Origin of the sequence: Bradyrhizobium sp. 63_E2_N1_3, from assembly GCF_052076005.1 — a bacterium.
GTDB lineage: Bacteria > Pseudomonadota > Alphaproteobacteria > Rhizobiales > Xanthobacteraceae > Bradyrhizobium > Bradyrhizobium barranii.
Genome location: NZ_CP197235.1, coordinates 7,620,914 through 7,644,403 on the forward strand (window position 1 = coordinate 7,620,914; position 23,490 = coordinate 7,644,403).

At 64.4% G+C, this 23,490-nt stretch carries 24 protein-coding genes; 7 read left to right on the top strand and 17 right to left on the bottom strand.

Annotated elements, in window-relative coordinates:
• Position 1 precedes the first annotated feature (1 nt).
• Complete coding sequence (locus tag AB7531_RS36150) at positions 2-553, bottom strand: carboxymuconolactone decarboxylase family protein (RefSeq protein ID WP_063985342.1); 552 nt, start codon at positions 551-553, stop codon at positions 2-4.
• A complete protein-coding gene (locus AB7531_RS36155; RefSeq protein ID WP_063985343.1) occupies positions 531-1,229 on the bottom strand; it encodes a TetR/AcrR family transcriptional regulator in 699 nt (232 codons plus the stop codon). The genes AB7531_RS36150 and AB7531_RS36155 overlap by 23 nt, the downstream gene beginning before the upstream one ends.
• Positions 1,230-1,396: 167 nt before the next feature.
• On the opposite strand from AB7531_RS36155, the gene AB7531_RS36160 reads away from it, so the two are divergent.
• The 5 genes from AB7531_RS36160 (at position 1,397) to AB7531_RS36180 (ending at position 5,970) form a co-directional block, all read left to right on the top strand.
• Positions 1,397-2,608, top strand: a complete 1,212-nt coding sequence (locus AB7531_RS36160; protein ID WP_063985344.1) for an ABC transporter substrate-binding protein — start codon at positions 1,397-1,399, stop codon at positions 2,606-2,608.
• 4 nt (positions 2,609-2,612) lie between these two features.
• A complete protein-coding gene (locus AB7531_RS36165) occupies positions 2,613-3,506 on the top strand; it encodes an MBL fold metallo-hydrolase (RefSeq protein WP_063985345.1) in 894 nt (297 codons plus the stop codon).
• Positions 3,507-3,517: 11 nt separating this feature from the next.
• Positions 3,518-4,486, top strand: a complete 969-nt coding sequence (locus AB7531_RS36170; protein WP_063985346.1) for a Bug family tripartite tricarboxylate transporter substrate binding protein — start codon at positions 3,518-3,520, stop codon at positions 4,484-4,486.
• 31 nt (positions 4,487-4,517) lie between these two features.
• The gene (locus tag AB7531_RS36175; protein WP_063985347.1) at positions 4,518-5,057 is read left to right on the top strand and encodes a VOC family protein; all 540 of its coding nucleotides are present in this window, start codon (positions 4,518-4,520) and stop codon (positions 5,055-5,057) included.
• A gap of 100 nt (positions 5,058-5,157) precedes the next feature.
• Positions 5,158-5,970 (top strand): class I SAM-dependent methyltransferase, encoded by an 813-nt coding sequence (locus AB7531_RS36180; protein WP_063985348.1) that lies wholly within the window; start codon positions 5,158-5,160, stop codon positions 5,968-5,970.
• A gap of 10 nt (positions 5,971-5,980) precedes the next feature.
• On the opposite strand, the gene AB7531_RS36185 is transcribed toward AB7531_RS36180, so the two are convergent.
• Positions 5,981-6,946, bottom strand: coding sequence for a GlxA family transcriptional regulator (locus AB7531_RS36185; protein WP_063985349.1), 966 nt, complete (start codon positions 6,944-6,946; stop codon positions 5,981-5,983).
• 187 nt (positions 6,947-7,133) lie between these two features.
• Here AB7531_RS36185 and AB7531_RS36190 point away from each other — a divergent pair, with 187 nt between their 5' ends.
• Both AB7531_RS36190 and AB7531_RS36195 read left to right on the top strand, forming a co-directional pair.
• Positions 7,134-7,502, top strand: coding sequence for a hypothetical protein (locus AB7531_RS36190; RefSeq protein WP_245328486.1), 369 nt, complete (start codon positions 7,134-7,136; stop codon positions 7,500-7,502).
• A 153-nt stretch (positions 7,503-7,655) separates the two neighbouring features.
• Positions 7,656-8,060, top strand: coding sequence for a hypothetical protein (locus AB7531_RS36195; protein ID WP_063985350.1), 405 nt, complete (start codon positions 7,656-7,658; stop codon positions 8,058-8,060).
• Positions 8,061-8,153: 93 nt separating this feature from the next.
• On the opposite strand, the gene AB7531_RS36200 is transcribed toward AB7531_RS36195, so the two are convergent.
• The 14 genes from AB7531_RS36200 to AB7531_RS36265 all read right to left on the bottom strand — a co-directional run bounded on the left by AB7531_RS36200 (position 8,154) and on the right by AB7531_RS36265 (position 23,489).
• Positions 8,154-9,716 carry a L,D-transpeptidase gene (locus AB7531_RS36200; protein ID WP_063985351.1) on the bottom strand — a complete coding sequence of 521 codons (1,563 nt, stop codon included), beginning with the start codon at positions 9,714-9,716 and terminating at the stop codon, positions 8,154-8,156.
• A 220-nt stretch (positions 9,717-9,936) separates the two neighbouring features.
• Entirely contained in the window at positions 9,937-10,155 is a 219-nt protein-coding gene (locus AB7531_RS36205; protein WP_063985352.1) for a hypothetical protein, read from the bottom strand.
• A gap of 100 nt (positions 10,156-10,255) precedes the next feature.
• Positions 10,256-11,449 (bottom strand): CaiB/BaiF CoA transferase family protein, encoded by a 1,194-nt coding sequence (locus AB7531_RS36210; protein WP_063985353.1) that lies wholly within the window; start codon positions 11,447-11,449, stop codon positions 10,256-10,258.
• Positions 11,450-11,533: 84 nt separating this feature from the next.
• Entirely contained in the window at positions 11,534-12,748 is a 1,215-nt protein-coding gene (locus AB7531_RS36215; protein ID WP_371496415.1) for an ABC transporter substrate-binding protein, read from the bottom strand.
• Positions 12,749-12,963: 215 nt separating this feature from the next.
• Positions 12,964-13,659 (bottom strand): ABC transporter ATP-binding protein, encoded by a 696-nt coding sequence (locus tag AB7531_RS36220; RefSeq protein WP_063985355.1) that lies wholly within the window; start codon positions 13,657-13,659, stop codon positions 12,964-12,966.
• Complete coding sequence (locus AB7531_RS36225; RefSeq protein ID WP_063985356.1) at positions 13,659-14,429, bottom strand: ABC transporter ATP-binding protein; 771 nt, start codon at positions 14,427-14,429, stop codon at positions 13,659-13,661. The genes AB7531_RS36220 and AB7531_RS36225 overlap by 1 nt, the downstream gene beginning before the upstream one ends.
• On the bottom strand, positions 14,426-15,706 hold the full coding sequence (locus AB7531_RS36230; RefSeq protein WP_063985357.1) for a branched-chain amino acid ABC transporter permease: 1,281 nt from the start codon (positions 15,704-15,706) through the stop codon (positions 14,426-14,428). The genes AB7531_RS36225 and AB7531_RS36230 overlap by 4 nt, the downstream gene beginning before the upstream one ends.
• The gene (locus AB7531_RS36235; protein WP_028158956.1) at positions 15,703-16,650 is read right to left on the bottom strand and encodes a branched-chain amino acid ABC transporter permease; all 948 of its coding nucleotides are present in this window, start codon (positions 16,648-16,650) and stop codon (positions 15,703-15,705) included. Before AB7531_RS36235 ends, AB7531_RS36230 begins: the two co-directional genes overlap by 4 nt.
• A gap of 119 nt (positions 16,651-16,769) precedes the next feature.
• The gene (locus tag AB7531_RS36240; RefSeq protein ID WP_063985358.1) at positions 16,770-18,002 is read right to left on the bottom strand and encodes a branched-chain amino acid ABC transporter substrate-binding protein; all 1,233 of its coding nucleotides are present in this window, start codon (positions 18,000-18,002) and stop codon (positions 16,770-16,772) included.
• A 245-nt stretch (positions 18,003-18,247) separates the two neighbouring features.
• On the bottom strand, positions 18,248-19,375 hold the full coding sequence (locus AB7531_RS36245; RefSeq protein ID WP_063985359.1) for a mandelate racemase/muconate lactonizing enzyme family protein: 1,128 nt from the start codon (positions 19,373-19,375) through the stop codon (positions 18,248-18,250).
• A gap of 48 nt (positions 19,376-19,423) precedes the next feature.
• A complete protein-coding gene (locus AB7531_RS36250; protein WP_063985360.1) occupies positions 19,424-20,461 on the bottom strand; it encodes a tagatose 1,6-diphosphate aldolase in 1,038 nt (345 codons plus the stop codon).
• Positions 20,458-21,387, bottom strand: coding sequence for a sugar kinase (locus tag AB7531_RS36255; protein ID WP_245328487.1), 930 nt, complete (start codon positions 21,385-21,387; stop codon positions 20,458-20,460). Before AB7531_RS36255 ends, AB7531_RS36250 begins: the two co-directional genes overlap by 4 nt.
• Before the next feature lie 17 nt (positions 21,388-21,404).
• Positions 21,405-22,478 (bottom strand): ABC transporter ATP-binding protein, encoded by a 1,074-nt coding sequence (locus AB7531_RS36260; protein ID WP_063985362.1) that lies wholly within the window; start codon positions 22,476-22,478, stop codon positions 21,405-21,407.
• 6 nt (positions 22,479-22,484) lie between these two features.
• Positions 22,485-23,489: a zinc-dependent alcohol dehydrogenase family protein gene (locus AB7531_RS36265; protein ID WP_063985363.1), complete on the bottom strand. Its 1,005-nt coding sequence runs from the start codon at positions 23,487-23,489 to the stop codon at positions 22,485-22,487.
• Position 23,490: the final 1 nt, after the last annotated feature.

Below are 23,490 nucleotides of genomic sequence, written 5' to 3' on the forward strand. Positions count from 1 at the left end.
CCTACTTCTTGCCGCCGTCATAGACCTTCATGCCGGCCGCGGGATCGAGATCGGTTTCGGTTGCCTCGGTCAGGCGCGCCATCATCATATAGAAGCCGAGCGCGACGATGGCTTCGACGATCTCCTGATCGCTGAAGTGTTTTCGCGCGGCAGCGAAGGTCGCCTCGGGCACGCGAACATTCTCGACCACCTCGCGGCCGAACTTCAGCAACGCGCGCTCAGCATCGCTGAAGCTGGCGGCATCGTAGTCAGCCCGCTCCACCGCATCGATCTGTCCTTGCGTGCAGCTGACCCCGATCGCGATCGGCACGTGCTGGCGCCATTCATAGGCGCCGCCCTCGAGCTGGGCGGCCTGCAAGATCAAAAGCTCGCGGTTGACGGCTGAGAGCTTCTGCTTGTGCAGGATCGAATTGCCGAGCCGCATCGCCGGGATCATGTTGGCCTCGGCATGGGCCATCATGCGGAAGATGTTGAGCTTGACCGGCATGCGGTCGAACGAGGCGCGGATATCGCCGCTCGTCGTCTCCGGATCAATCAGGGGCAGCCTTGCCACGCGTTTCTCCCTTGGGTTTTCGTTTCTTGTTGTCTTCGCCATTGCCTGCCGCGATCAGCGACAGGAAAAAGGCGAGATAGCGGTCGATCGCCTCGATCACCTTCGGCCGCGGCGAAGGTGCCGCGCCCATCACGTAATGCTCGAGGCGGATGTAGATCAGGCCGGCCGCGAACAGCCGCGCGGCCTCGCGCGGATCGGGTGTCGAGACCAGGCCGGCGAGCGCAAAACCGCGAAAGTAATCCGTCATCATGCTCTGCTCGCGCGCATAAAAATGGTCGGCGAATTTGGCGCGGATGCCGGGCACGCGGTTACGTTCGGCGGTGATTACTTTCTGGAATTGGTGCTCGCGCGGGTCGGACCATTGCTCGACGAGATCAAGCGCGAACTGACGGCAGAACGCGGCCGGCTGGCGCGCCAGCTGCTTGTAGCGCGGCTCTTCCAACCGGCTCGCCGAACTGGCGGGGCCGTGCTCGGCCACGATCGCTTCTAGGATCGCGGCCTTGCCGGAGAAATGGTTGTAGAGGCTGCTCTCGCGGATGCCGACGCGGCGCGCAAGCTCGCGCATCGAGGCGCCGCCATAGCCGCTCTGCGCGAACAGATTGAGCGCTTCGCTGAGGATGCGCTCGCGGGTCGTGGGCGCAGCCGCTTCCGCCGCGCTGGAGGTGTGGACAGCCATGTGGCTTGACTAACGAACGAACGTTCGCTAGTCAACCGTACGAACGATCGTTCGTTTCGCCAGTCTGGCGGCAGCGGTCGCGGCCCGCAAGTCCGCTTCGGGCGCTGTTCTCGCGTTTCAACTCCGCTCCAATGAGAGGCGGAGAGCAATTTTGGGGAGACGACCTCATGGCGCGCTTTGCCCGCCTTCGCCTTCGTGCGGCCTGCATCCTGTTGCCGCTGCTCGCAGCCAGTGCCGTTCAGGCCCAAAGCGCGAAATACGATCCCGGCGCCGACGACAAGACCATCAAGATCGGCACCACCGCGCCGCTGAGCGGGCCAGTGTCCGCCTTCGCGCAGATCGCCAAATCGGCGGAGGCCTATTTCCGCAAGGTGAACGACGACGGCGGCGTCAACGGCCGGCGCATCCAGATGATCATCGCCGATGATGCCTACAGCCCGCCCAAGACGGTGGAGCAGACGCGGCGGCTGGTCGAGAGCGAGGAGGTGCTGCTGATCTTCGGCGGCGTCGGCACGCCGACCAACAGCGCCGTGCACAAATATCTCAACGACCGCAAGGTGCCGCAGCTCTTCCTCGGCTCTGGCGCCGCGAAGTGGGACGATCCCAAGAACTTTCCGTGGACCGTTGGCTGGCAGCCGACCTATCGCGACGAGGCGATCACCTACGCGAAGTACATCAAGGCGAGCCACGCCAATGCGAAGATCGGCGTGCTCTACCAGAACGACGACCTCGGCAAGGACTATCTGAAGGCGTTGGAGGAAGGGCTCGGCAGCGGCGAGGCGATCGTTGCGCGCGCGGCTTACGAGACCTCGGCGCCGACGGTCGATACGCAAATCCTGCAGCTCAAGACCGCAGGCGCAGAAATCGTGCTGGTGGCGGCAACGCCAAAATTCGCGGCGCAGGCGATCCGCAAGATCGGCGAGATCGGGTGGAAGCCTGTCACCATCATCTCCAATGTCTCGGCCTCGATCAGCGGCGTGCTGGAGCCGGCCGGCAAGGACAATTCCACCGGCGTCATCTCCAGCCAGTATTTGAAGGACGCGACCGACCCGGCCTCGAGGGACGACGCCGGCTATAAGGAATGGCTGGCGTTCATGGACAAGTACCTGCCGGACGCCAACAAGAGCGACTGGCTCAATGTCTACGGCTACACCATCGCGCAGACGCTGGTGACGGTGCTGAAGGCGTCCGGAAACGACCTCACCCGTGCCAATGTGCTGAAGCAGGCCACGACGCTCAAGGACGTAAAGCTGCCGATGCTGATCAACGGCACCGCGGTGAACAATTCGCCCGAGCACTACACGCCGATGACGAGCCTCCAGCTCATCCGCTTCGACGGCACGCGCTGGGTGCCGTTCGGCGACCTCCTGAAGAACTGAGCCCATGCGGCAGGTCAGGATCGGCAGCATGCGGATCGATCTCGTCAGCGAGATCCCTTCGCTTGCCTTCGAAAAGACCTGGCTGTTCGCCAACGTCACCGACGCGGTGATCGCGGAGAACCGGAGCTGGCTCGATCATCGCTATATCGAGCCGGAGACCGGTCGCTTCATCCTCAGCCACCACTCCTATCTGGTGCGCACGCCGCGCTGGACCGCCATCGTCGACACCTGCTGCGGCAACCACAAGCCGCGGCCGCGCGTGCCGATGTGGGACAACCTCAACCGACCTTATCTCGACAACATGCAGGCGCTGGGCGTTGCCCCTGAAGAGGTCGACTTCGTGATGTGCACGCATCTGCATGTCGACCACGTCGGCTGGAACACGCGCCTCGTGGACGGCCGCTGGGTGCCGACCTTCCCCAACGCGCGTTATCTGATGGGACGCGAGGAGTACCGCCACTTCGAGGCCGCGCACAATGCCGCGCCGAAACGCCCGGTCAACCACGGCTCTTTCGAGGACTCCGTGCTGCCGGTCGTCGCAGCCGGCCTCGCCGAGCTGGTCGAGACCGATCATCGCGTGTTCAACGATCGCGACGCAGGCTTACGCTTCGCGCCGGCACCGGGCCATACCGCCGGCAACATGCAGATCCACCTCAATGGCGGCCACGATCACGCGGTGATGTCCGGCGACGTCATCCACCATCCCATCCAGTGCGCGGCGCCGTGGCTGTCGAACGCCGCCGACGTCGATCCGGCCGCCGCGGTCGCAACACGGATGGCGCTGCTGGAAGAACTTGCGGACACGCCGAGCTATCTGCTCACCGGCCATTTTCCGGCGCCGACTGCGGGCCACGTGATCCGGCATGGCGAGGCCTACAGATTTCGTTTCGAGGATTAGGGGGAACTATCATGAAGCTGCGCACTGTCACCCTGTCATTGCTCGCATTGCTGTCGGCGGCACTGCCGGCACACGCCGAGGATCCTGCCACCTACCCCACCCACAAGATCAAAATGCTTCTGCCCTATGCGGCCGGCGGCGGCGGCGACGTGATCGGCCGCTTGCTCGCCGACAAGATGGGCAAAACGCTTGGACAGAGCGTCTATATCGAGAACCACACGGGTGCTGCCGGCACACTCGGCACGCAGATGGTCGCGGCGTCGCCGAACGACGGCTACACCATCACCGTCGGCGGCATGACCACGCATGTGCTGGCGCCGGCGATCTATCCAAAACTGCCCTACGATTCGATCAAGGATTTTACGACGATCGGACGCATCGGGACGTCCTCGATCATGCTGGTGGCGACCAGGGATTTTCCCGCCAATGACATCAAGGGCCTGATCGCGCTTTCCAAGAAGGGCGAGCCGATCCAGTACGGAAGCTGGGGCGTCGGCTCGACCGGACAATTCTGCGCGGAAATCCTGATGCAGCAGACCGGCATCAAGATGGATCACGTGCCGTTCAACGGCATCGCCAAACTCGCGGGCGACCTGCTTGGCGGCCACATCTCGCTTGCAACGCTGGACATGGCAACCGCAACGCCACTGGTGAAGGACGGCTCTATCAAGGCGCTGGCCGCCTGCGGCGAGCGCTCGCCGAGCCTGCCTGACGTCGCAACCTACAAGGAACAGGGCGTGCCGTTCGACCGCAGCCTGTCCTGGGCGATGTATGGTCCCGCCGGCCTCGCTCCCCCGATCGCACAGAAATTGTCGGCGGCGTTGAAGGACGCGCTGGGCGATGCCGAGGTGAAGGAGAAGCTTTTGGGGCTCGGCATCACGCCGCAATACGTGCCGGGCGACGAGCAGCGCGACATCAACGCCCGCGACATCGCAGCCTGGAAGCAGGTTGCCAGGGACGCAGGCATCGAGGTCAAGTGACGATCGCAAGCGATCAGAAGGGAGCGCGGGCATGAGCCGCATTTTCGGCGCGGTGCGCCAGAACGGATACGTCGTGCGGGACATCCACGCCGCGATCAAGCACTGGATCGAGGTGATGGGCGTCGGCCCCTGGTACTACATGGACCGCGTCAAGACCGACTGGTTCCGCCATCGCGGCCAGGACTCCGCGGTCGAGATGAGCATTGCGCTGGCCAATTCCGGCGATCTCCAGATCGAGCTGATCCAGCAGCGCAACGATGCGCCCTCGCTGTACAAGGAATTCCTCGACGCCGGCCACGAGGGCCTCCAGCACATGTCCTACTGGAGCCACGACTATCAGGCGCTCTACGACAAGGCACTCGGGCTCGGCTACAGGATAGGCCATGAAGGCCAGATCGGCGGAGACAAGGGACGCTTTGCCTATTTCGACACGCAGGCCCATCCAGGAACCATCATCGAAATCTCCGACATCAGCGGCACCAAGGGGCCGTTCTTCGAGAAGGTCCAGCAGGCGGCGATGACCTGGGACGGGACGCGGCCGATCCGCGAAGTCGGCGGAGCGAAACCTTAAAATCCGACCGCCGGATTGCGACCGGAAGAGGCCGCAGATGCGGTACGACTGCGATCCATGGTAGCATGAACCTCGTGTCCGAACCTTCAGCGAGGCAAGCATGTCCAACACTGACAAGGTTTTCGCCGGCTCGATTCCGAAAATCTACGACGAGTATCTCGTCCCGCTGATCTTTGCCCACTACGCCGCCGACATCGCGAAGCGTATCGCGGCTCTTTCCCCGTCGACGATACTGGAAACCGCGGCAGGTACCGGCGCCGTTACGCGGGCCGTGACCGCGGCGCTGCCTCCCGGCATCCGTTACGTCGCAACCGATCTCAACGAGCCGATGCTCGAGATCGCGGCGCAGCGCCAGGGTGAGGACCCGCGCATGACATGGCGTCAGGCGGATGCCACCGCCCTGCCCTTTGACGAAGCCGCGTTCGACGCGGTCTGCTGCCAGTTCGGCGTCATGTTCTTTCCCGACCGCGTCAAAGGCTACGCCGAGGCAAAGCGGGTGTTGCGGCCGGAAGGCACGTTCGTATTCAACGTCTGGGACCGCATCGAGGAAAACGTGTTCGCCGATGACGCCACCGCGGCGCTCGGAAAAATGTTTCCCGATGATCCGCCCCGTTTCATGGTGCGGACGCCGCATGGCTATCACGACAAGGCCATTATCAGAGCCGACCTGGAACAAGCGGGCTTCCGCCACATCTCGATCGAAACGCTTGCTGCGGTGAGCCGCGCGCCGTCGGCCGAGTATGTTGCGATCGCGCTCTGCCAGGGCACGCCGCTGCGCAGCGAGATCGAGGCCAGGGATGCCAGCAAGCTTCAGGCTGCGACCGACCTCGTCGCCGAGGCGCTCCGATCGCGCCATGGGTCCGGAGCGGTCGAAGGCAAGATTCAGGCGATCGTGATCGAGGCGCGGCCGTAGGTGCGGACCCTCAGCGCAGGTTTGCGCGAAGCTCGCGCACGCCGCGTCCGAGCCGTTCCCGCAAGAGCGTCCGGAGCGTCGCGCCGTCCTCATAGCCGACCTCGGCGGCGATCGCATCGACGTCGAGACCGCTGCCATGCAGCAGCGACTGCGCGCGCTCGACTCGCAGATCCTGAAAGTAGGAGAGCGGAGACTTACCCAGCACCGACTCGCACCGGCGCTGCAAGGTGCGTGCGCTCGTCGCGAGCGCACTGGCGGCCTCCTGCAGCGAAAACCCTTGCTTGAGATGTTCGCGCGCCCAGTGCTCGAAACGCTGGATGAGCGGATCGGCCTGCGCGAGGTGATTGGGAATGATGAAGGGCGCCTGCAGGGAGCGCAGGTCGGCGAGCAGATAGCGCGACACGACGGCCGCGAGCTCGGGGCTCGCCTGGCGTATGAACCACAGCGCAAGATCGAGATGCCCCATCGCAGCGCCCGCCGTGACGACGCGGTCTGACGTCACCAGCATGCGTGTCTCATCGAGACGAACATTGGGGTAGCGTTGGCGAAACAAGGGTGACAGCCACCACGTGGTGGTCGCGTCTCGTCTATCGAGCAGCCCCGCCTCCGCCAGCACGAAGGTACCGATGCAGGACGCGGCGATGCGCGCGCCCTCGGCGTACCAGGACTGGAGCTGTTTCACTGCCTCTCTGACATCGCGCCGGTCGAGCGCCGGAATCAGCTGTTCCGGCCGGCTCGTATTCAACGCCGGCACGATGACCCAGTCCGGCTTCAGATCGGATGTTACCGATTTGACGGGGATCGCAAAGCCCTGCCCGGATCGGACCTTCTTCCGCACGCCGACAATTGAGACATCGAAATGGGGCGCTCCGCCCGTTTGAGCGGCCGCGAAATTGTTGGCGATCGTGAACGCATCGAGCGTCACGGTCAGCCCGGTGTCCCAAAATCCCTCTAGGGCGAGCAATTGAATGCGCATGGCGGAAACGCTCTCAAAGTTGTCGTTTACGACAATACCGTTCGGACGGAAGCAAGCCTAGCTTGCGATGCAACGGCAACCGGAACAAAGGCCTTCATCGCGATCGATAGATAAGGGCAATCATCTGAACCAACAACGCTATTCCAGATGTTCGCTCGAGGAATCGATGGCGTGAACGCATCTAAAAATGGCGCTTCTGCCAACATTGCAGGAGGTCGATCCGATGCCGTCCACTGACAAGCAGCAATCCAAAGGAGCCCACATGAAAGTCATCGCCATCGGTAACATCGGCAAGGCACCGACACCCGAGCAGCGGCAGCAGATCATGCCGAGGGAAGTGCCGGCCACGCTCAAGCTGTATCTCGACGGGAAGATCGAGCAGTTCTGGTTTCGCCAGGACAAGCCAGGCGTGGTCTTCCTGATGAACGTCGAATCCCTCGAACAGGCCAAGGCGACCGTGGAAGCACTGCCGCTCGTCACCGACGGCTTCGCCACTTACGAGCTGATGCAAGTCGGTCCGCTCGCGCCGCTGGGCATGCTCATCCAGGGCAAGTGACCGCGCGTCGGACCGACACGCGACGCTTCCACCAACCTTCCGAACCGGCCCGCATCGCCGCCGTTCCACGGCGGCGATGCAACGTGCGGCAATCGCTGCCGGCGAAGCATGACTAAATGAAGAGCGTAAACCTCGGAACATGGAGGATTTCAAATGAAGCTTACACTCGCTGCCGGTCTCCTGGCATTCGCCCTGTGCCTGACCTCCGCCGTCCCCGGACGCGCGCAGTCACCCACGCCACCGACACCGACCACCCGAATTCTCGCGATCGGCACCGTAAACCCCGGCGCCGATGTCGCCGCTGCGCGCGCCATCCTGCCGATGGAAGTGCGCGAGACGGTGAAGCTCTATCTCGATGGCAAAATCGACCAGTGGTACTCGCTGCAAAATCGTGTCGGCGTCGCGTTCATCCTGAACGTCACGGATATCGCGGCCGCTCATGACATGCTCGAAAAGCTGCCCCTGGGGCAGGCTCATCTCATGAGCTTCGAGCTGATCCCGCTTGGCCCGCTCAATCCGCTTCGGCAGTTGCAGGGCATGTCGACGGGTCCACAGTAGACAGCCGGTATGCCCGTCGTCGGCGCCGCTGCGGTCGCCGACGACAGATATCTTCAGCTCAGGCGATGACGCGGCCCAGCGCGGCGCGCCGTCCTACCAGAAGCCCCGCTGCATCGGCTGCGCCGGCTGATAATACTGATACTGGCCGCGGCGGCGCGGATTGACGGGCTGCGGGTTCGGCTGCTGCTGGAAGAAGAAGCCGAAGCCGTTGCCGCCATTGCCCCAGCTGTCATCGCTTGCCATTTCCATCGGCGGCGGCGCGGTCGGCTTGCGGGTGATGAAGCCGCCCTGCGGATGATTGCTCAGCACCGCGACGAACTCGGTGCGGTAATTGGTCTCGGCGCTCAGCGGCTCGTCCGAAATCACGATCGACGAACGCGGCAATGCCGTCGGCCCGATGCGATCCCAGACGTCCTGCGGAATGGTGATGCGATCGAGCGCGTCCTTGGCGTCGTCGCCGTTCTCGATCGTGACCACGCTCCAGCGCAGGCCGGTATCGGCCTTCGCCATCGCGGTGAAGATATGCGTGCCGAGCGGCTGGTCGGGATTGCGGATGGTGACGGGCACCTCGATGCTGGTGTCGAACACCTCGCCGCCGCCGTCCGGCGCCGGCTTGTGCGTGTTCCGCCGCACGTAGAGCTTCTGCGTCGCGCGGCTGATGTAAACGGACACCGGCTCAAGCGCGAGCTTGGCGTCGGTCGCAGCCGTCACCGCATCGGCCTTCCTGGTTGCCGCGACCTTTGCCGCCTCCTTGGTGGCGGCAACGGCGTCGCGCTTCGGCTGCGCGGCGGCCTTGGCGGCCTCGAGCGCCGACGCAGCGTCGGCGGCCTTGGTCGCAACCTTCTGCTTCAGCTCCTCGGCCTGCGCCCGCGCCTGATCGGTCTTGGCAGCCGCGATCTTCTTGTCGGCGAAGGCGAGCTCGGCGTCGGCCTTGGACTTCTGCTGTTCCAGCTTGCGCAGCGACGCGGGAAGCGACGCGGCCTCCTTCGCGGCCGCGGCCGCAGCCTTCTTGGCCTCGGCGGCAGCCTGGATCGCCTCCTCGGCTTCAGCGGAGAGCTTGTCGGCCCGGTTCGGCACGGCCGCGATGGCCTCGCGCTTCGGCACGAACAGCGAGGGATGAGTGAAATCGATCGGGGCCGCGTCGTTCGGCGAGATGATCACGCGCATGCCGATGTTGGTCTTGTCGAACAGGCCCTCGGCGAAGTTGAAGGGCATGCGCACGCAGCCGTGCGAAGCGGCATAGCCGGGCAGCGGCCCGCCATGCAGCGCGATGCCGTTCCAGGTGATGCGCTGCATGTTGGGCATCCAGGCATCGTCATACATGGTCGAACGGTGGTCCTTGTCCTTCTCGACGATGGCGAAGACGCCGGCCGGCGTCTCTCGCCCGGTGGTGCCGGTGGACACCGGCGCGCGCAGAATCCAGCCGTCGGAATCGTAGAAAGTGACCTGCTGGCTCTTGATCGACACGATCGCCATGATCGGCTCGCCGGCCTCGCGCGGCGCCACCGCCTCGGCCGGCTGGCGGGCCTGCTTGGCCGCCTCGGCGCTTCCGCTCAGCGCCGTCAGGGCAACGGCCGTTGCGAGCGCAACAAGTCCGGGGGGCCGCCAACGCCGCATCGCCGTGGTGGATTGCGCCGTCGTCATCAGGTCTTTCATGCCATTCCCCGGTCCAGTACCAGTCCGCGCCTTACGTCGATCACATCAGATTGCGATCTTTGAATTAAGAATTCGCAGCCACCTTGCGTTCCGTATCCGGCAATATTCGGACCTATCAGGCGGCAAATCTCTCATATACGAGGGCTCGCGCGGGCGGAAGGTGGGCTGGGGCCGGAGCTGGCCCGGGGCTGGTCACGAATCGCTGCGGCACAATGTCCGGTTAGTGGGTACGGCGCCCGATCAGCCGGGTCATTGCAGCGCCGAACAGGCCGAACAGCGCATACACCATGAGCGGCAGAGCGTGCGCGGCAGCCTGCCCGACCGGTTCGTGCTCCACGATTAGCAGGACCGCGAACACGGTAAGGCTCAGGAGGACGCAGATGAGGGCGGCAGCAAGGCCCAGCCTGCGCAGAACGAAGGCAAAGTCGCTGGTGGTCATGACCGCATCCGGGGCGAAGATGAACAGGCCTACGCTAGACCCGCCCGCGACAGCAGGATGTGACCGTCATCACAGAGATGCGGTTCCCGAACGCCGCGGCTCAAGACGCGACCCCGACCGCCTTGCTGTCGACCGCGGCCTGGATTTCCGCATCGCTCAGGCCCGCCTCGCGCAACACCTCGCGCGAATGCTCGCCGAGGCGCGGCGCCATGCGATGGATGCCGGCCGGGCTTTCCGAGAATTTCGTCGCGGGCCGCGCCTGCCGGATCCGGCCTTCGGTCGGATGATCGATATCCGCAAACAGTGCGACGGCGGCGAGATGCGGCTGCTCGCCGATCTCGGTGAGCCGGGCGAAGGCGGTGTGCGGCACGTCCAGCCGCAGCAATAGCTCCTCCCATTCCGCCGTGGTGCGGGTCGGCCCGATCTCGCTCATGCGGTCATAGACCTTGTCGATGTTCTGGGAACGAAGCACGGGATCGCGCACCCCGAGCTCCTCGATCAGCTCGGGGCGGCCGACAGCCTCGAAGAACGCGCACCAATTGTCTCCGGAGTAAGGCAGCATCGTCAGCCAGCCATCCTTGGTCTGCACCGGGCGCCGGTTCTTCATCCGCTTGTAGCCGGTCGGGCCGATCGGCGGATCGAACGCGTGCCCGCCCAGCATCTCGATACTGTTGAAGCCGGCGATGGTTTCCAGCATGGGGACTTCGACCATCTGGCCCTGCCCGCTGCGCTCGCGCCGGAACAAGGCCGCGGACACCGCGCCGACCATCGCCATCGCGCAGATCTTGTCGCCGATCAGGCTCGGAACGAATTCCGGCTCCTCGTCCGATCCGATCGATGACGCAAGGCCTGAAGCCGCCTGGATGATCTCGTCGAATGCGGGGCGCGCCGCCCACGGCCCGTCCTGGCCGAAGCCGGTCGCCGCGGCATAGATCAGCCGCGGATTGAGCTTTGCGCAGGCCGCGTAACCGAAGCCGAGCCGCGCCATCGCCGCGGGTCGCACATTGGTGACGAGCGCATCGACCGTCGGGATCAGTTTTGCCAGCGCCGCCTTGCCGTCCGGATGCTTCAGGTCGAGCGCGAGGCTGCGCTTGTTGCGGTTGACGGCCATGAACTGGCCGCTCATGCCGCGGTTCCGGAACACGCCGGTGTAGCGCCAGGTGTCGCCCGCGGGCGGCTCGACCTTGATGACATCGGCGCCCCAGTCGCCGAGCATCTGCGCGGCGTAGGGGCCGAACAGCACGCTCGTCAGATCGAGAACGCGGATACCGCTGAGGGGGCCGGTCGGTGTCATCGTCGTTTCACTGTCGTTGGAGGAAGCAATTGTGGGACAAGACGGGCGGGCTGGTACCAGCCCGCCCGTCACATTGCGTCGATCCTATTCGCCGATCACGTCGCCGAACAGCTCCCAGGATTTTCCGTTGAAGCGCGCCATCTGCAACTGCCGGATCGGCGTCACCTGCTCGGCCGAGGTGTTGAGCTTGATGCCCGGCAGCAGCATCGGCAATTCGACATCCCTGAACGACTGCGTCTGCTTCATCAAATTGGCGCGGGTGAGGTCGTTGCCGGCGCGCTGCAGCACCAGCTCCATGATCTGCGCCATGGTGTAGCCGGTGACGTTGAAGACGTCGGCCGGATCGGCGCTCGAATTGTACGTCTTCATCCACTCGCGCCAGGCTTTCATGCCGGAATCATTCTCCCAGCGCGGATCACCGGGATCCTTCTGGAAAGCACCGGTGACGATGCCGACGGAATTGTCGAGCCCGGCCGGCACCAGCACGGAGCCGACGGAGTTGGAAACGGCGGGAAGGATGATCTGCGGCTTCCAGCCGAGCTCGGCGATCTTCTTGATCGCTTGCGCCGCGAATTTCGGCGTGCACTCGTTGAAAACAACGTCGGCGCCGGCGGCCTTGAACTTGACGATCTGGGAGTCGACGGTCGGATCCGATGTCTCGTAGGTGGCCTCGGACACGATCTGGTTGACGTGCTCCCCTAACCCTTCTTTGAAGCCGGCGAGATAGTCGCGCCCGGGATCTTCGTTCGGCGTGATGACGGCGATTTTGGCATTCGGCTTGTTCGCAAGAATCCACTTGGCATAGATGCGGCCTTCGGTCCGGTAGGTCGGCTGCGAACCGGTGGTCCAGGGAAAATGCTGCGGATCGTTCCAGCGGCTGGCGCCGCTCGACGGGAACAGCTGCGGGATCTTCTTGGCGTTGAGGTATTTCTGCGCGGCGATGTTGGGACCGGTGCCGAGCATTGAGAACATCGCCAGCACCTCGTCGCCCTCGGCGAGGCGGCGAACCTGCTCGACCGTCTTCGACGGGGAATAACCGTCGTCCATGCTGAGCAGCTCGACCTTGCGGCCGTTGATGCCGCCCTTGTCGTTGAGCATCTTGAAATAGGCGATCTCGGCGCGGCCAATCGCGGAATACGCGGAGGCCGGTCCCGAGTAGGGCATGGTCTGCCCGAGCTTGATCGACGTGTCGGTCGCGCCGGTGTCGTAGTTTCCGGCCATCGCGGCCGAAGTGGCGCCCAGCGCCGCAAGCAGAGCAACGACTCCGCGGACCAGTTGTCTTCCCGGCATGCTCGGCATCTCCTTCCCAGGCAAGACGCATCGACGCGCGAGCTCACAGCTGCCGCCGGCGCCCTCCACTTTCTTCTTGGTTATCATCGTCCGCATCGATTGCGATGCCGGCGAGTGCGACGATACCTTGATTATGAAGCGTGAGATGTAGCGAAGAATTCAGATGCGTATGCGCGGCTTGCAGCCGTTCTATTTTACGCGCGCGTCACACGACAATGTGAGCGTCAGACCTCAAGCCATTCCTGGCGCACGGCGGCATTGGCCTTGAGCTCGTCCGGCGTCCCCTCGAACACGACGCGGCCGTGGCCCATGATGTAGACGCGCTTCGAGATCCGCATCGCGATTGACAGCTTCTGCTCGACGAGCAGGATGGCGACACCGGCCTGCGCGATGCGCGCGATGAGATCGCCGACCTGCTGCACGATCAGCGGTGCCAGACCTTCGGTCGGCTCGTCGATCATAATGAGGTCCGGATCGCCCATCAGCGTCCGGCAGGTCGTGAGCATCTGCTTCTCGCCGCCGGACAGCACGCCCGCGGCCGTATCGGCACGCGCGGCGAGATTGGGGAACATCTCGAGCATGTCCTCAAGCCGCCATTTGCCGGGGCGGCGCGTGTCCTTGACGCCGAGCAGCAGGTTCTGGCGAACCGTCAGGCTCGGGAAGATATCGCGATGTTCAGGGACATAACCGAGGCCGAGGTGCGCGATCTTGTAGCTGGGAAGGCCGGCGATGTCCTTGCCCTTGAAGCGGATCGTGCCTTGCGGCGCGACCTCGCCCATGATCGCCTTGACCGTGGTGGAGCGGCCGACACCGTTGCGGCCGAGCAGGCTCACGACCTCGCCTGCGGCGACATCGAGGTCGACGCCCTGGAGGATGTGGCTCTTGCCGTAATAGGCGTGGAGATCCCTGACCTCGAGCATCAATGCGCTTCCTCGCCGAGATAGGCTTCCTTGACCTTCGGATCGCGCCGGATCTCTTCCGGCGTGCCCGAGGCGATGATGTGGCCGTAGACCAGCACGGAGATGCGGTCGGCAAGGCCGAACACGACGCTCATGTCGTGCTCGACGATGACCAGGGTCTTGCCCTCGGTCAGCCGCCGGATCAGCGACACCGCGCGGTCGGTTTCGGCGTGGCTCATGCCGGCGGTCGGCTCGTCGAGCATGACGACCGTGGCCCCGCTCGCGATGGTGATGCCGATCTCGAGCTCGCGCTGCTCGGCGTAGGTCAGAAGTCCCGCCGGAACATCGCGCCGGTGCGTGAGATGGATGTCGTCCAGGATCTGGGCCGTGCGCTCGCGCACTTCCGGCAGGCTGTCGACGTTCTTCCAGAAGGCGTAGCGATGCCCCGTCGCCCACAGCACGGCACAGCGGACGTTCTCCCAGACCGACATGCGGGCGAACACGTTGGTGACCTGGAACGAGCGCGACAGGCCGCGCCGGTTGATCTCGAACGGCCGCAGGCCGGAGATCACATCGCCGTTCAGCTTCACCTCGCCCGAGGTCGGCTTGATGTGGCCGCTGATCAGATTGAACGTCGTGGATTTTCCGGCGCCGTTCGGACCGATGACGGCGTGACGCTCGCCTTTCGCGACGCTGAGGTTAAGGTCGCGGATGATGCCGACATTGCCGAAGCGTTTTTCGACGGCGCGGACTTCGATGGCTGCGCTTTTTCCGGGTACCGCTCCGCTCATGCCAGATACCCCCGGTCACGGGCGACCGTCGCAGCCCTGTCCCACGCGTCCGCGATCCTCCGCCAGCTCAGCCGCGCGACGAACGCACCGCCGACGACGAGAACTGCTGCGGAAATCCACGTCACCGGGGATTTCGCATTGAACGGAATGCCAAACAGGTTGATCGGGTCGCCGCCGGAATAGCGCGCGACCGTCTCGATGGTGAGGATGACGCCGCAGGCGAGCGCCAGGGTCGGCACGACAGCGACGAGATAGGACGGGATCACCGTCCACAGCGTTCCGGCGCGAACCAGCGGCCGGTGCATCATCAACAGGCCGGCGATGCCGCCCGGCGCGAACATCACGATGCCGATGAAGATGATGCCGAAATAGAGCTGCCAGACGCTGGTGAGGCCTGTCAGCCCGAGCTGGAGATAGGTCACCAGGATCGCGCCGAGGATCGGCCCGAAGAAATAGGCGATGCCGCCGATGAAGGTGGAGAACAGCACGAGGCCAGACTGGATCGCACCGAGCAGCGCGGAGTTCGCGATCTCGAAATTGATCGCGGTCAGGCCGCCGGCGACGCCCGCGAAGAACCCGGCAAAGCAATAGGCGAGATAGCGGACGACGTGAGGATCGTAGCCGATGAACTGGACGCGCTCGGGATTGTCGCGGACCGCGTTGCTGATCCGCCCCAGCGGCGTCCGCGTCAGCGCGTACATCGCAATCGCCGACAGCACCAGCCAGAACGCGATGAGGTAATAGACCTGAACCTGCGGCCCGAACGACCAGCCGAACATCTTGGGCAGCGCCGTGCGATCCGTGGTGATGCCGGCTTCGCCGCCGAACACCGAACGCAGGATCAGCGAGGACGACGCCACCAATTCGCCGATGCCGAGTGAGATCATCGCGAACACGGTGCCGGCGCGCTTGGTCATGACCCAGCCGATGATGATCGCGAAGACGAGACCGCCGATCCCGCCGAACAGCGGAATGAACGGCAGCGGGATCGGCCAGCCGTGCGACACCACCGCATTCATCATGTGGCAGGCCGCGAAACCGCCAAGACCATAGTGAACGGCGTGACCGAACGACAGCAGTCCGGTCTGGCCGAGCAGGATGTTGTAGGAGAGCGCGAAGACGATCGCGATGCCGATCAGGCTGAAGGACGTCAGCGAGCCGCCGGAGGAGAAGATCAGCGGCAGGACGATCAGCGCGGCAATGCCGATCAGCCAGACGCCGTAGAAGCGCAGGCCGTCGCCGGCGGGCTTCGATGTCGAAATCGGTTTGGCGGTCATGACTCGCGCGTCCCCATCAGGCCCATGGGGCGAACGATCAGAATGAGCACCAGCAGCATATAGGGAACGATCGGCGCGACCTGCGCGATTGTGACGTTCCAGATGTCGGTGAGGACCGACGGTCCCGTCGACGGATCGAGCGGTCCGAACGCACTCGCCAGCGAGCCGTTCAGCGCCACCGCAAAGGTCTGCACCAGTCCGATGACGAGCGAGGCGATGAAAGCACCGGGCAAGGAGCCGAGGCCACCGAACACGATGACGACGAACAGGATGGGCCCGAGCGCCGCGGCCATGTCCGACTGCGTGACCAGGGCCGGACCGGCGATGACGCCGGCAATGCCGGCGAGCGCGCTGCCGACGCCGAACACCACCATGAACACCCGCCCGACATTGTGGCCGAGATGCCCGACCATGTGCGGATGCGTCAGCGCCGCCTGCACGATCAGGCCGACGCGGGTGCGCTTGAGCACGACCAGCAGCGCCACGAAGATCACGACCGACACGGCCAGCATGAAGATCTTGTAGGCGGGATAGTTGGTCGAGAAGATCGTGAAGGCCGGGAAGTCGAGCAACGACGGCACGCGGTAGTCGACCGGGCTCTTGCCCCAGATCATCGACACGATCTCTTCGATCGCAAAAGCCAGACCGAAGGTCAGCAGCAGTTCCGCGACATGGCCGTGCTTGTGGGTGTTGCGCAGGCCGTAGCGCTCCACCGCCATGCCGATGGCGCCGACCAGCAGCGGCGCCAGCACCAGCGCCGGCCAGAAGCCGATCCACTTGGTGAGCTGGAAGCCGAAGAAGGCGCCGAGCATGTAGAAGCTGGCATGCGCGAAATTGAGCACGCCCATCATGCTGAAGATGACGGTCAGCCCGCTCGACAGCAGGAAGAGCAGCATGCCGAACAGCACGCCGTTCAGGGTCGAAATGACAATGAGTTCAAGCACAGCGCACTCGTCTCTGTCCGGGGCCTGATGGCCCCGGTGAACATCGCCCAATCAAGAATAGTCCGGCCACCGCCTTCCCGCGACCGATGTCGGCCGCGGGAAAACGACGGATGTCGTGATTACGGCCGCGCCATCTTGCAGGTCGTGGGGACCATGGCCTGCGCCGTGTCGACCTTGGAGACGAGGTGCCAGCCCCAGCCGGTGTTTTCCTCGTCGAAGGGCTCATTCTCGGTCAGCTTGCCGAAGGAGGAAATGTAGATCGGCTGAAGGAACTGGTGGTCGTCCTTGCGCATGATGCCGTTGCCGCCGTCCAGGACCTCGAACTTCAGGTCCTCGAGCGCCGCCGCCACCTTCACGGGATCGATCGAGTTGGCCTTCTCAGCAGCCGCCTTGAACATGCGCATCTCGTTGACCGCACGCGGGTACCAGAGCGACAGATTGACCTTGGCGCGGAACGCCTTCTCGTAATCCATCGCGGTCTTGTTGCCGGAATTCGCAAAGCCTTCGGTGATCTGGAAGACCTGATGATCGAGACCGGTCTGCTTGACGGCAGTGGGGCCGCCGGCGCCGCCGGCATAATAGGTGTACCAGTTGACCTTCAGGCCGGCGTCAGCGGCAGCCTTGAGCAGCAGCGCGAAGTCCTGGCCCCAATTGCCGGTGACGACGCTGTCGGCGCCGGACGCCTTGATCTTGGCGATATAGGGCGAGAAATCGGTGACCTTCAGCAGCGGATGCAGCTCGTCGCCGACGATCTGGATGTCGGGCCGCTTGGCGCCGAGCATCTTGCGCGCGTCGGAGCGGACGGACTGACCGAACGAATAGTCCTGGTTGATCAGGTACACCTTTTTGATCGAGGCGGTGTCCTTCATGTAGTTGGTGAGCGCCTCCATCTTGATGTCGGAGCTCGCATCCCAGCGGAAATGCCAGTAGCTGCACTTCTCGTTGGTCAGGCTGGGATCGACGGCGGCGTAGTTGAAGTACAGCACTTCCTTGCCGGGATTGCGCGTGTTGTTCTTGGTGACGAAATCCGACAGCGCCGCGCCGACGGACGAGCCGTTGCCTTGCGTGATGTAGTGGACCCCGGCGTCGATCGCCTTCTGGGCCTGCACCAGGCTTTCCTGCGGATTGGTCTTGTTGTCGAGCGGCACGATCTCGATCTTGTGGCCGAGAATGCCGCCCTTGGCGTTGAGCTCGTCGGCCAGATACTGGAATGTCTTCAGACCACCCTCGCCGACGCTGGCACCACCGCCGGAGAGCGGATCGATGTAGCCGATCTTGAGGGTGTCCTCAGCCGACGCGGCATGACCGAGCATCGGGGCGATCACGGCAATGGCCAAAGTGAGCTTGCGCATTTTTTCGTTTCCTCGCTGGCTATCGACTTTAGTCGATGGGCTTTTTGCGCATGTTGCAGCGCAATTGCAGATCCCTAATGAGCAGAACGAACTTTGATTTTCAAGCTCGGCGAGACATGGCTCCGGCCATCGTTATGAAATGTGAAGGCGGCTGCCCGTCTCGCCGGCAGCTTTCCGCGACGAGGAATAGAACGCAAGGGGAAACTGGCCTGCGCGGCGCCTGACGACGCAGGTGTCGCAGCCGTCTACAGGCTGCGATAGTTCGCGATTCCCGACAGGTCTGGCGTGAATCCGAGCCCCGGTTCCTCGCCGAGGACGATCGTACCATCAGTGACATTGGCAACGGCACCGCAGAACCGGTCGCGCAGCGGATTATCGTTGGCGTCGACCTCGAGCCAGCCGTCGCCGCCGATGCCCGCAAGCAGATGCGCCGAGGCAAGCAGTCCGATGCCGCCGCCGAGATAATGCGGGCAGAACGTCTTGCCCGCCTTCAGAATGTCGCGCGCGACGCCAGCGCATGCGCTCAGCCCGCCCCATTTCGCGATGTCGGGCTGAACGACGCCGAGCACGTCTTCGGCCAGGACGTCCTTGAATCCCTCGACGCTCGAAATGTTCTCGCCCGCGGCAATCGGCATTTTCGCGGCTGCCCGCAGCCTGCGCCATTCCTCGCGCGGCCGGTCGGCGCGGATGGGCTCCTCCAGCCATCGCAGATCGAACGCGGCCAACCGCGGCACCATCTCCAGCGCCTGATCGACCGACCAGCCCTGATTGGCATCGGCAGCGAGCATGCCCGCACCGACGATCGCGCGCAGCGCGGCCAGATTGGCGAGGTCGGTCTCGGCACCGAAGCCGACCTTCAGCTTCAACGCGCGATGGCCACGCGCGAGCGCGGCTTCGGCCGCCTGCGCGGCGCCGCCCGGATTGATGCCGCTGGCATAGACCTTGATCCTGCGCGACTGCCCACCGAGAAGCCGCCACAGCGGCAAGCGCTGCCGGCGCGCGGAGAGATCCCACAGCGCGAGATCGATGCCCGAAATCGCCTGCGCGAACGGACCGGGCTCGCCGCATTGAAGCGCCAGCACTTCGGTACCCTTCGTCAGGACCTCGAAAGCCTGGGCGGGGCCGTAGAACCTGCGCCCGACAAGGCCCGGAGCCAGCACTTCGTTGACAAGCCGGGCACGGTGCTCGGCGCCCGGTGCAGGAAAGTTGGACCAGGCTTCGCCCCATCCCTCGACACCGTCCTCGTCGACTGCGCGAACGAAGACGGCCGGTCGGTTGAGCATCTTGCCGAACGACGTCACCACCGGCGTCGCCAAGGGATAGCGATAGCAGAACGCCTCGATCGAGCGGATCGTGAAGCTGTCAGTCGTCATATTGCAGGTCCTGCGACCGAGGTGAGACCACGCGGGACCGTTACCATCTCAGTAGGCGCGCGCGAAGTCACCTTCCTGCTTGATATCAGCGAACACCGGGAAGCGCGCCTTCCACGCCGTGCCCTTGGCCGTGGTCAGCTGATTGAGCCGTTCCAGCACCCCAAGGCCATCCTTGCGCAGGCTGGCCGACACCGCTGCGCGATCCGGAAAGTTCTTCAGGACGGCATCCAGCCAGATGGTGCGGCCCGCCAGGAAACCGCTTGCGCCTGCGGCATAGGAGTAGTCGAGCACGCGCTCGAACTTTTCAGGCGCAGCGCCGCCCGACAGCAACACCCAGGGGATGCTGCGTTCGCGGCAGATTTCGCCGATCGCATCGAACTCCTTCTGCGACGCCTTTGCTTCCGCGCTGCCGTCACGCGCCGGCAGGCTGTTGGCTGCAAGCGGGCTCTCCAGCTTGAGGAGATCGACGCCATATTCGGGCTTGGCAAATTCGCGCACGCTGTCGATGACGAGGCCCGGGAGCTTGCCGGGCGATTCCACGTAATCGGCCGTGTGATTGGCGCTGCCGAGGAACGGGTAGACCAGCAACTCGAGCACGTAAGGGATATCGTGACGGGCGCAGTCTTCGCCGATTTCGCGCACGAAGCGCTTCTGGTGCTCGTTCACCGCGGCATCGGCGTCCGGCCGGTACCAGGCCAGCACCTTGACGGCGTCGCCGCCCATCGCGCGGATCTTCTCCACGCTCCAATTGGTGATCGCGCGCGACTTGCGGCCGCCCGCGGTTTCCTCAACGCGGTGCTCTTCCAGCGTCATGATCAGGCCGCAGCGCGGCGGCAGCAGGTCGATAGCGGCAGGCACTGCGAAGTTCGGGTCGAACAGCATCGAACTGCAATGCGGTGCGAGGTTCTCGACCAGGAGACGCTTGGCCGCCGTGACGTCGGAATATTCGACCTGATCCCGCGTGATCCCCTTCGCCTTTGCAATGGCGTCGAACAATGGCGGCCGCTGATCCAGCGCGACCATGCGAAAATGGCCATCCGCGTCAGCAAGCCGTGCCAGGCCGCGGTTCTTTCCAATCGTTCTCATGGCTTCGTCCTCATGAATACAAGACACTCGTTGATCTCGGGGATTCCGTTACGGCCGCCGGCGTGGCGGCATTTCATGGCGGCCGTCGCCGCCGAAAACGCCATGGCGGCGCGCACGTCGAGGCCGGCGCCGATTGCGAGCGCATAGGCGCCGTGGAAGACGTCGCCCGCGCCCGTGGTGTCGACGACGTCGACGGCGTAGGCGGCCTGCCGGTGCAGTTGGCCGTTCTCGTGCCAGCTCACGCCGCCCTCGCCGCGCGTGACGGCGACGACGCGGCAGCCGAAGCGCGCAAGGGCTGCGAGAGATTTATCTTCGGCCGAGCCGGCAAAGGCGGCGAGTGCAGGCTCGGAGAAGATGGCGTGATCGGTCAAGGGCAGCAGCCGCTCGAATACCTCGGCATCGGCCATGTCGCCGTCGAGCACCGTCGGGATGTTGCGCGATCGCGCTTCCCGAAACAGCGTCGCGGCACCCTCGACCCAGCGCGGATCGGCCAGCACGGAGGATGCGCGCGCGACAGCTTCGAGCGAAAGCCAGTCTGCGGTCTCCGGGTAAAGGCCACGGAAATTCACGATCTGCCGCTCGCCGGAGTTGTCGACGATGACCCCGGACACGGACGAGCGGCCATCGGGGAACAGCCGGAAATTCTCGACATCGACGCCTTCAGCGGTGAAGGCCGATTTCATCTCGTGGCCGGCGGCGTCATTCCCTGCCCGTCCCCAGAACGCGACGGACGCGCCGAGCTTCGCTACCGCGACGCTCGCATTGGCGGCCATGCCGCCGCCAAGCGTACCGTACTCGACGGCCTTGATCTTCTCGCTTCCACCCGCGAATGGCCGATCGACGCGCCAGACCTGGTCGAGCGCGGATAGCCCGAGGCAGATCACGTGCACGGGCTTCGTGCCGGACGCAACGTCCGCGAGATCCACTATATTGGCCGGCGCGCTCACCGCAGGACCTGTCCGTTGGATGCAGCAAACAAATGCGTCTTGCCCGACTGTGGGCGCAGATTGATGCGATCACCAACCTTCGGCCGCAGCGCCGGATCGACCCGCGCGATGGCGGAGCCGCCGGCGAGATCGAAATGGATCAGCGTGTCCGAGCCGAGCGGCTCGACCAGCTTGACGTTGATGGCGATGCCATCGGCGGCATCAGTGGCGATGGCAAAGTGTTCGGGGCGAATGCCCAGCACGGCGTTGCCGGCTTTGCTCAGGCAGCCAGCGGTCTCGCCGTCCAGCGGCACCACCGTTCCGCCTTGCGACAGGATCGCGCGCTCCTGACGCCATTCGACCGGGAAGAAATTCATCGCGGGCGAGCCGATGAAGCCGGCGACGAACTGGTTGGCGGGCCGCTCGTAAACCGTCTCCGGTGTATCGTATTGCTGGATCGTGCCGCTCTGGAGCACGACGATCCGGTCGGCCATGGTCATGGCCTCGATCTGGTCATGCGTCACGAAGACCATGGTGGTCTTCAGCTCCTGCGACAGCGCCTTGATCTCCGCCCGCACCTGCCCGCGCAGCTTCGCATCGAGATTGGAGAGCGGCTCGTCGAACAAAAAGGCCTTGGGATTGCGCACGATGGCGCGGCCCATGGCGACGCGCTGGCGCTGGCCGCCGGACAACTCCTTCGGCTTGCGATCCAGATAAGGCTCGATGTGCAGCAGTGCGGCTGCACGCTTCACGCGGGCGTCGATCTCGGCCTTCGGCGTGCCTCGCAGCTCCAGCGCAAACGACATGTTGTCGTAGACCCGCATGTGCGGGTAGAGCGCGTAATCCTGGAACACCATCGCGATATCGCGTTGCGCAGCCTGGACGCCGTTGACGCGCCTGTCGCCGATGTAGAGATCGCCGGACGAAATCGGCTCGAGGCCGGCGATGATGCGCAACAAGGTCGACTTGCCGCAGCCGGACGGGCCGACGAAGACGACGAATTCGTGGTCCGCGATCTCCAGATTGAGATCGGGGATCACGGTAAAGTTGCCGTAGCGCTTGGTGAGGTTGCGGATAGAGATCGAGGCCATGATCGCTCAGTCCAGCGCCAGCACGGGCTTGATCAGCTCGCCCTTGGCGAAGCGGGCGAAATTCTCTGGCAGAGCCGACAGGCCGAACTCGCCATCGACCAGGACGCGGTATTCGTCCTTGTACTTGCGCAGCAGTTCGACATTCGGCTCGAAATCCGAGACCGGGAAGTAGAAGGTCCGGATCATGTAAAAATCCTTGCGGCGGAAGACCTTGCCTTCCTCGATGGTCCAGGGCGCGGCGTTCTCGCCGACCAGCACCAGCGCACCGCGCGGCAGGACCAGCTCGATGCCGAGGTTGCGCGCCGCATGGGCGCCGGAGCATTCCATGATGAGGGCAAAGCGCTTCGAAGTGTCGCCGACGGGATGCGCCTTCGCGCCGAAGGATTGGGCGATCTTCAGGCGTGTGGCGTTGGGATCGGCGACGTAGATGTCGTCGTAGCCGAGCGCGCGGAGCGCCAGCACGACGCCAAGGCCGACGGGCCCCGCACCCATCACGAGGACCGGCCCCGCCTCATTCGGCGGCACGACGCGGCTGACGAAGCGCACGGCGTGGCCTGACGTGCCGATGGTGTCGAGCAGCAGCGGCGCAAGGCTGTCCTCGATATCATCGGGCACCGGCAGCAGGCAGTTTTCCGGCACCGGCACATATTCGGCATAGCCGCCCGGCCTGTTCCAGCCGATCAGACTGGAGACGTCCAGGCACATCTGGGTGTCGCCGCGCTTGCAAGCGGCGCAGTGACCGCAGTGCAAAGGGATATAGACGGCGCAGCGGCGGCCGTGCAGGCGATGACCGGGCTGCTCGACCACGCCAAAGATCTCGTGGCCGGCGGTGAACTCGGCGCCCTTGTGCCAGAGCTTGAAGTCGGAGCCGCACAGCGCAGTGCGCGAGACGCGGACGAGCACTTCACCTGGGCCGACATCGGGCATCGCGACGCGCTCGATGGTGATACGGTCATTGCCGTGGAAGACCGCGGCCTGCATGATCGAATTCGGACGGGGCGACACGTTCATT

Coding starts and splice junctions, on each gene's coding strand:
- AB7531_RS36170 (WP_063985346.1), top strand. CDS start 3,518: ATGAAGCTGCGCACTGTCACCCTGTCATTGCTCGCATTGCTGTCGGCG.
- AB7531_RS36155 (WP_063985343.1), bottom strand. CDS start 1,229: ATGGCTGTCCACACCTCCAGCGCGGCGGAAGCGGCTGCGCCCACGACC.
- AB7531_RS36215 (WP_371496415.1), bottom strand. CDS start 12,748: ATGCCGAGCATGCCGGGAAGACAACTGGTCCGCGGAGTCGTTGCTCTG.
- AB7531_RS36190 (WP_245328486.1), top strand. CDS start 7,134: ATGGCGCTTCTGCCAACATTGCAGGAGGTCGATCCGATGCCGTCCACT.
- AB7531_RS36160 (WP_063985344.1), top strand. CDS start 1,397: ATGGCGCGCTTTGCCCGCCTTCGCCTTCGTGCGGCCTGCATCCTGTTG.
- AB7531_RS36225 (WP_063985356.1), bottom strand. CDS start 14,429: ATGAGCGGAGCGGTACCCGGAAAAAGCGCAGCCATCGAAGTCCGCGCC.
- AB7531_RS36185 (WP_063985349.1), bottom strand. CDS start 6,946: ATGCGCATTCAATTGCTCGCCCTAGAGGGATTTTGGGACACCGGGCTG.
- AB7531_RS36200 (WP_063985351.1), bottom strand. CDS start 9,716: ATGAAAGACCTGATGACGACGGCGCAATCCACCACGGCGATGCGGCGT.
- AB7531_RS36175 (WP_063985347.1), top strand. CDS start 4,518: ATGAGCCGCATTTTCGGCGCGGTGCGCCAGAACGGATACGTCGTGCGG.
- AB7531_RS36250 (WP_063985360.1), bottom strand. CDS start 20,461: ATGAGAACGATTGGAAAGAACCGCGGCCTGGCACGGCTTGCTGACGCG.
- AB7531_RS36210 (WP_063985353.1), bottom strand. CDS start 11,449: ATGACACCGACCGGCCCCCTCAGCGGTATCCGCGTTCTCGATCTGACG.
- AB7531_RS36195 (WP_063985350.1), top strand. CDS start 7,656: ATGAAGCTTACACTCGCTGCCGGTCTCCTGGCATTCGCCCTGTGCCTG.
- AB7531_RS36165 (WP_063985345.1), top strand. CDS start 2,613: ATGCGGCAGGTCAGGATCGGCAGCATGCGGATCGATCTCGTCAGCGAG.
- AB7531_RS36180 (WP_063985348.1), top strand. CDS start 5,158: ATGTCCAACACTGACAAGGTTTTCGCCGGCTCGATTCCGAAAATCTAC.
- AB7531_RS36245 (WP_063985359.1), bottom strand. CDS start 19,375: ATGACGACTGACAGCTTCACGATCCGCTCGATCGAGGCGTTCTGCTAT.
- AB7531_RS36230 (WP_063985357.1), bottom strand. CDS start 15,706: ATGACCGCCAAACCGATTTCGACATCGAAGCCCGCCGGCGACGGCCTG.
- AB7531_RS36205 (WP_063985352.1), bottom strand. CDS start 10,155: ATGACCACCAGCGACTTTGCCTTCGTTCTGCGCAGGCTGGGCCTTGCT.
- AB7531_RS36260 (WP_063985362.1), bottom strand. CDS start 22,478: ATGGCCTCGATCTCTATCCGCAACCTCACCAAGCGCTACGGCAACTTT.
- AB7531_RS36220 (WP_063985355.1), bottom strand. CDS start 13,659: ATGCTCGAGGTCAGGGATCTCCACGCCTATTACGGCAAGAGCCACATC.
- AB7531_RS36265 (WP_063985363.1), bottom strand. CDS start 23,489: ATGAACGTGTCGCCCCGTCCGAATTCGATCATGCAGGCCGCGGTCTTC.
- AB7531_RS36240 (WP_063985358.1), bottom strand. CDS start 18,002: ATGCGCAAGCTCACTTTGGCCATTGCCGTGATCGCCCCGATGCTCGGT.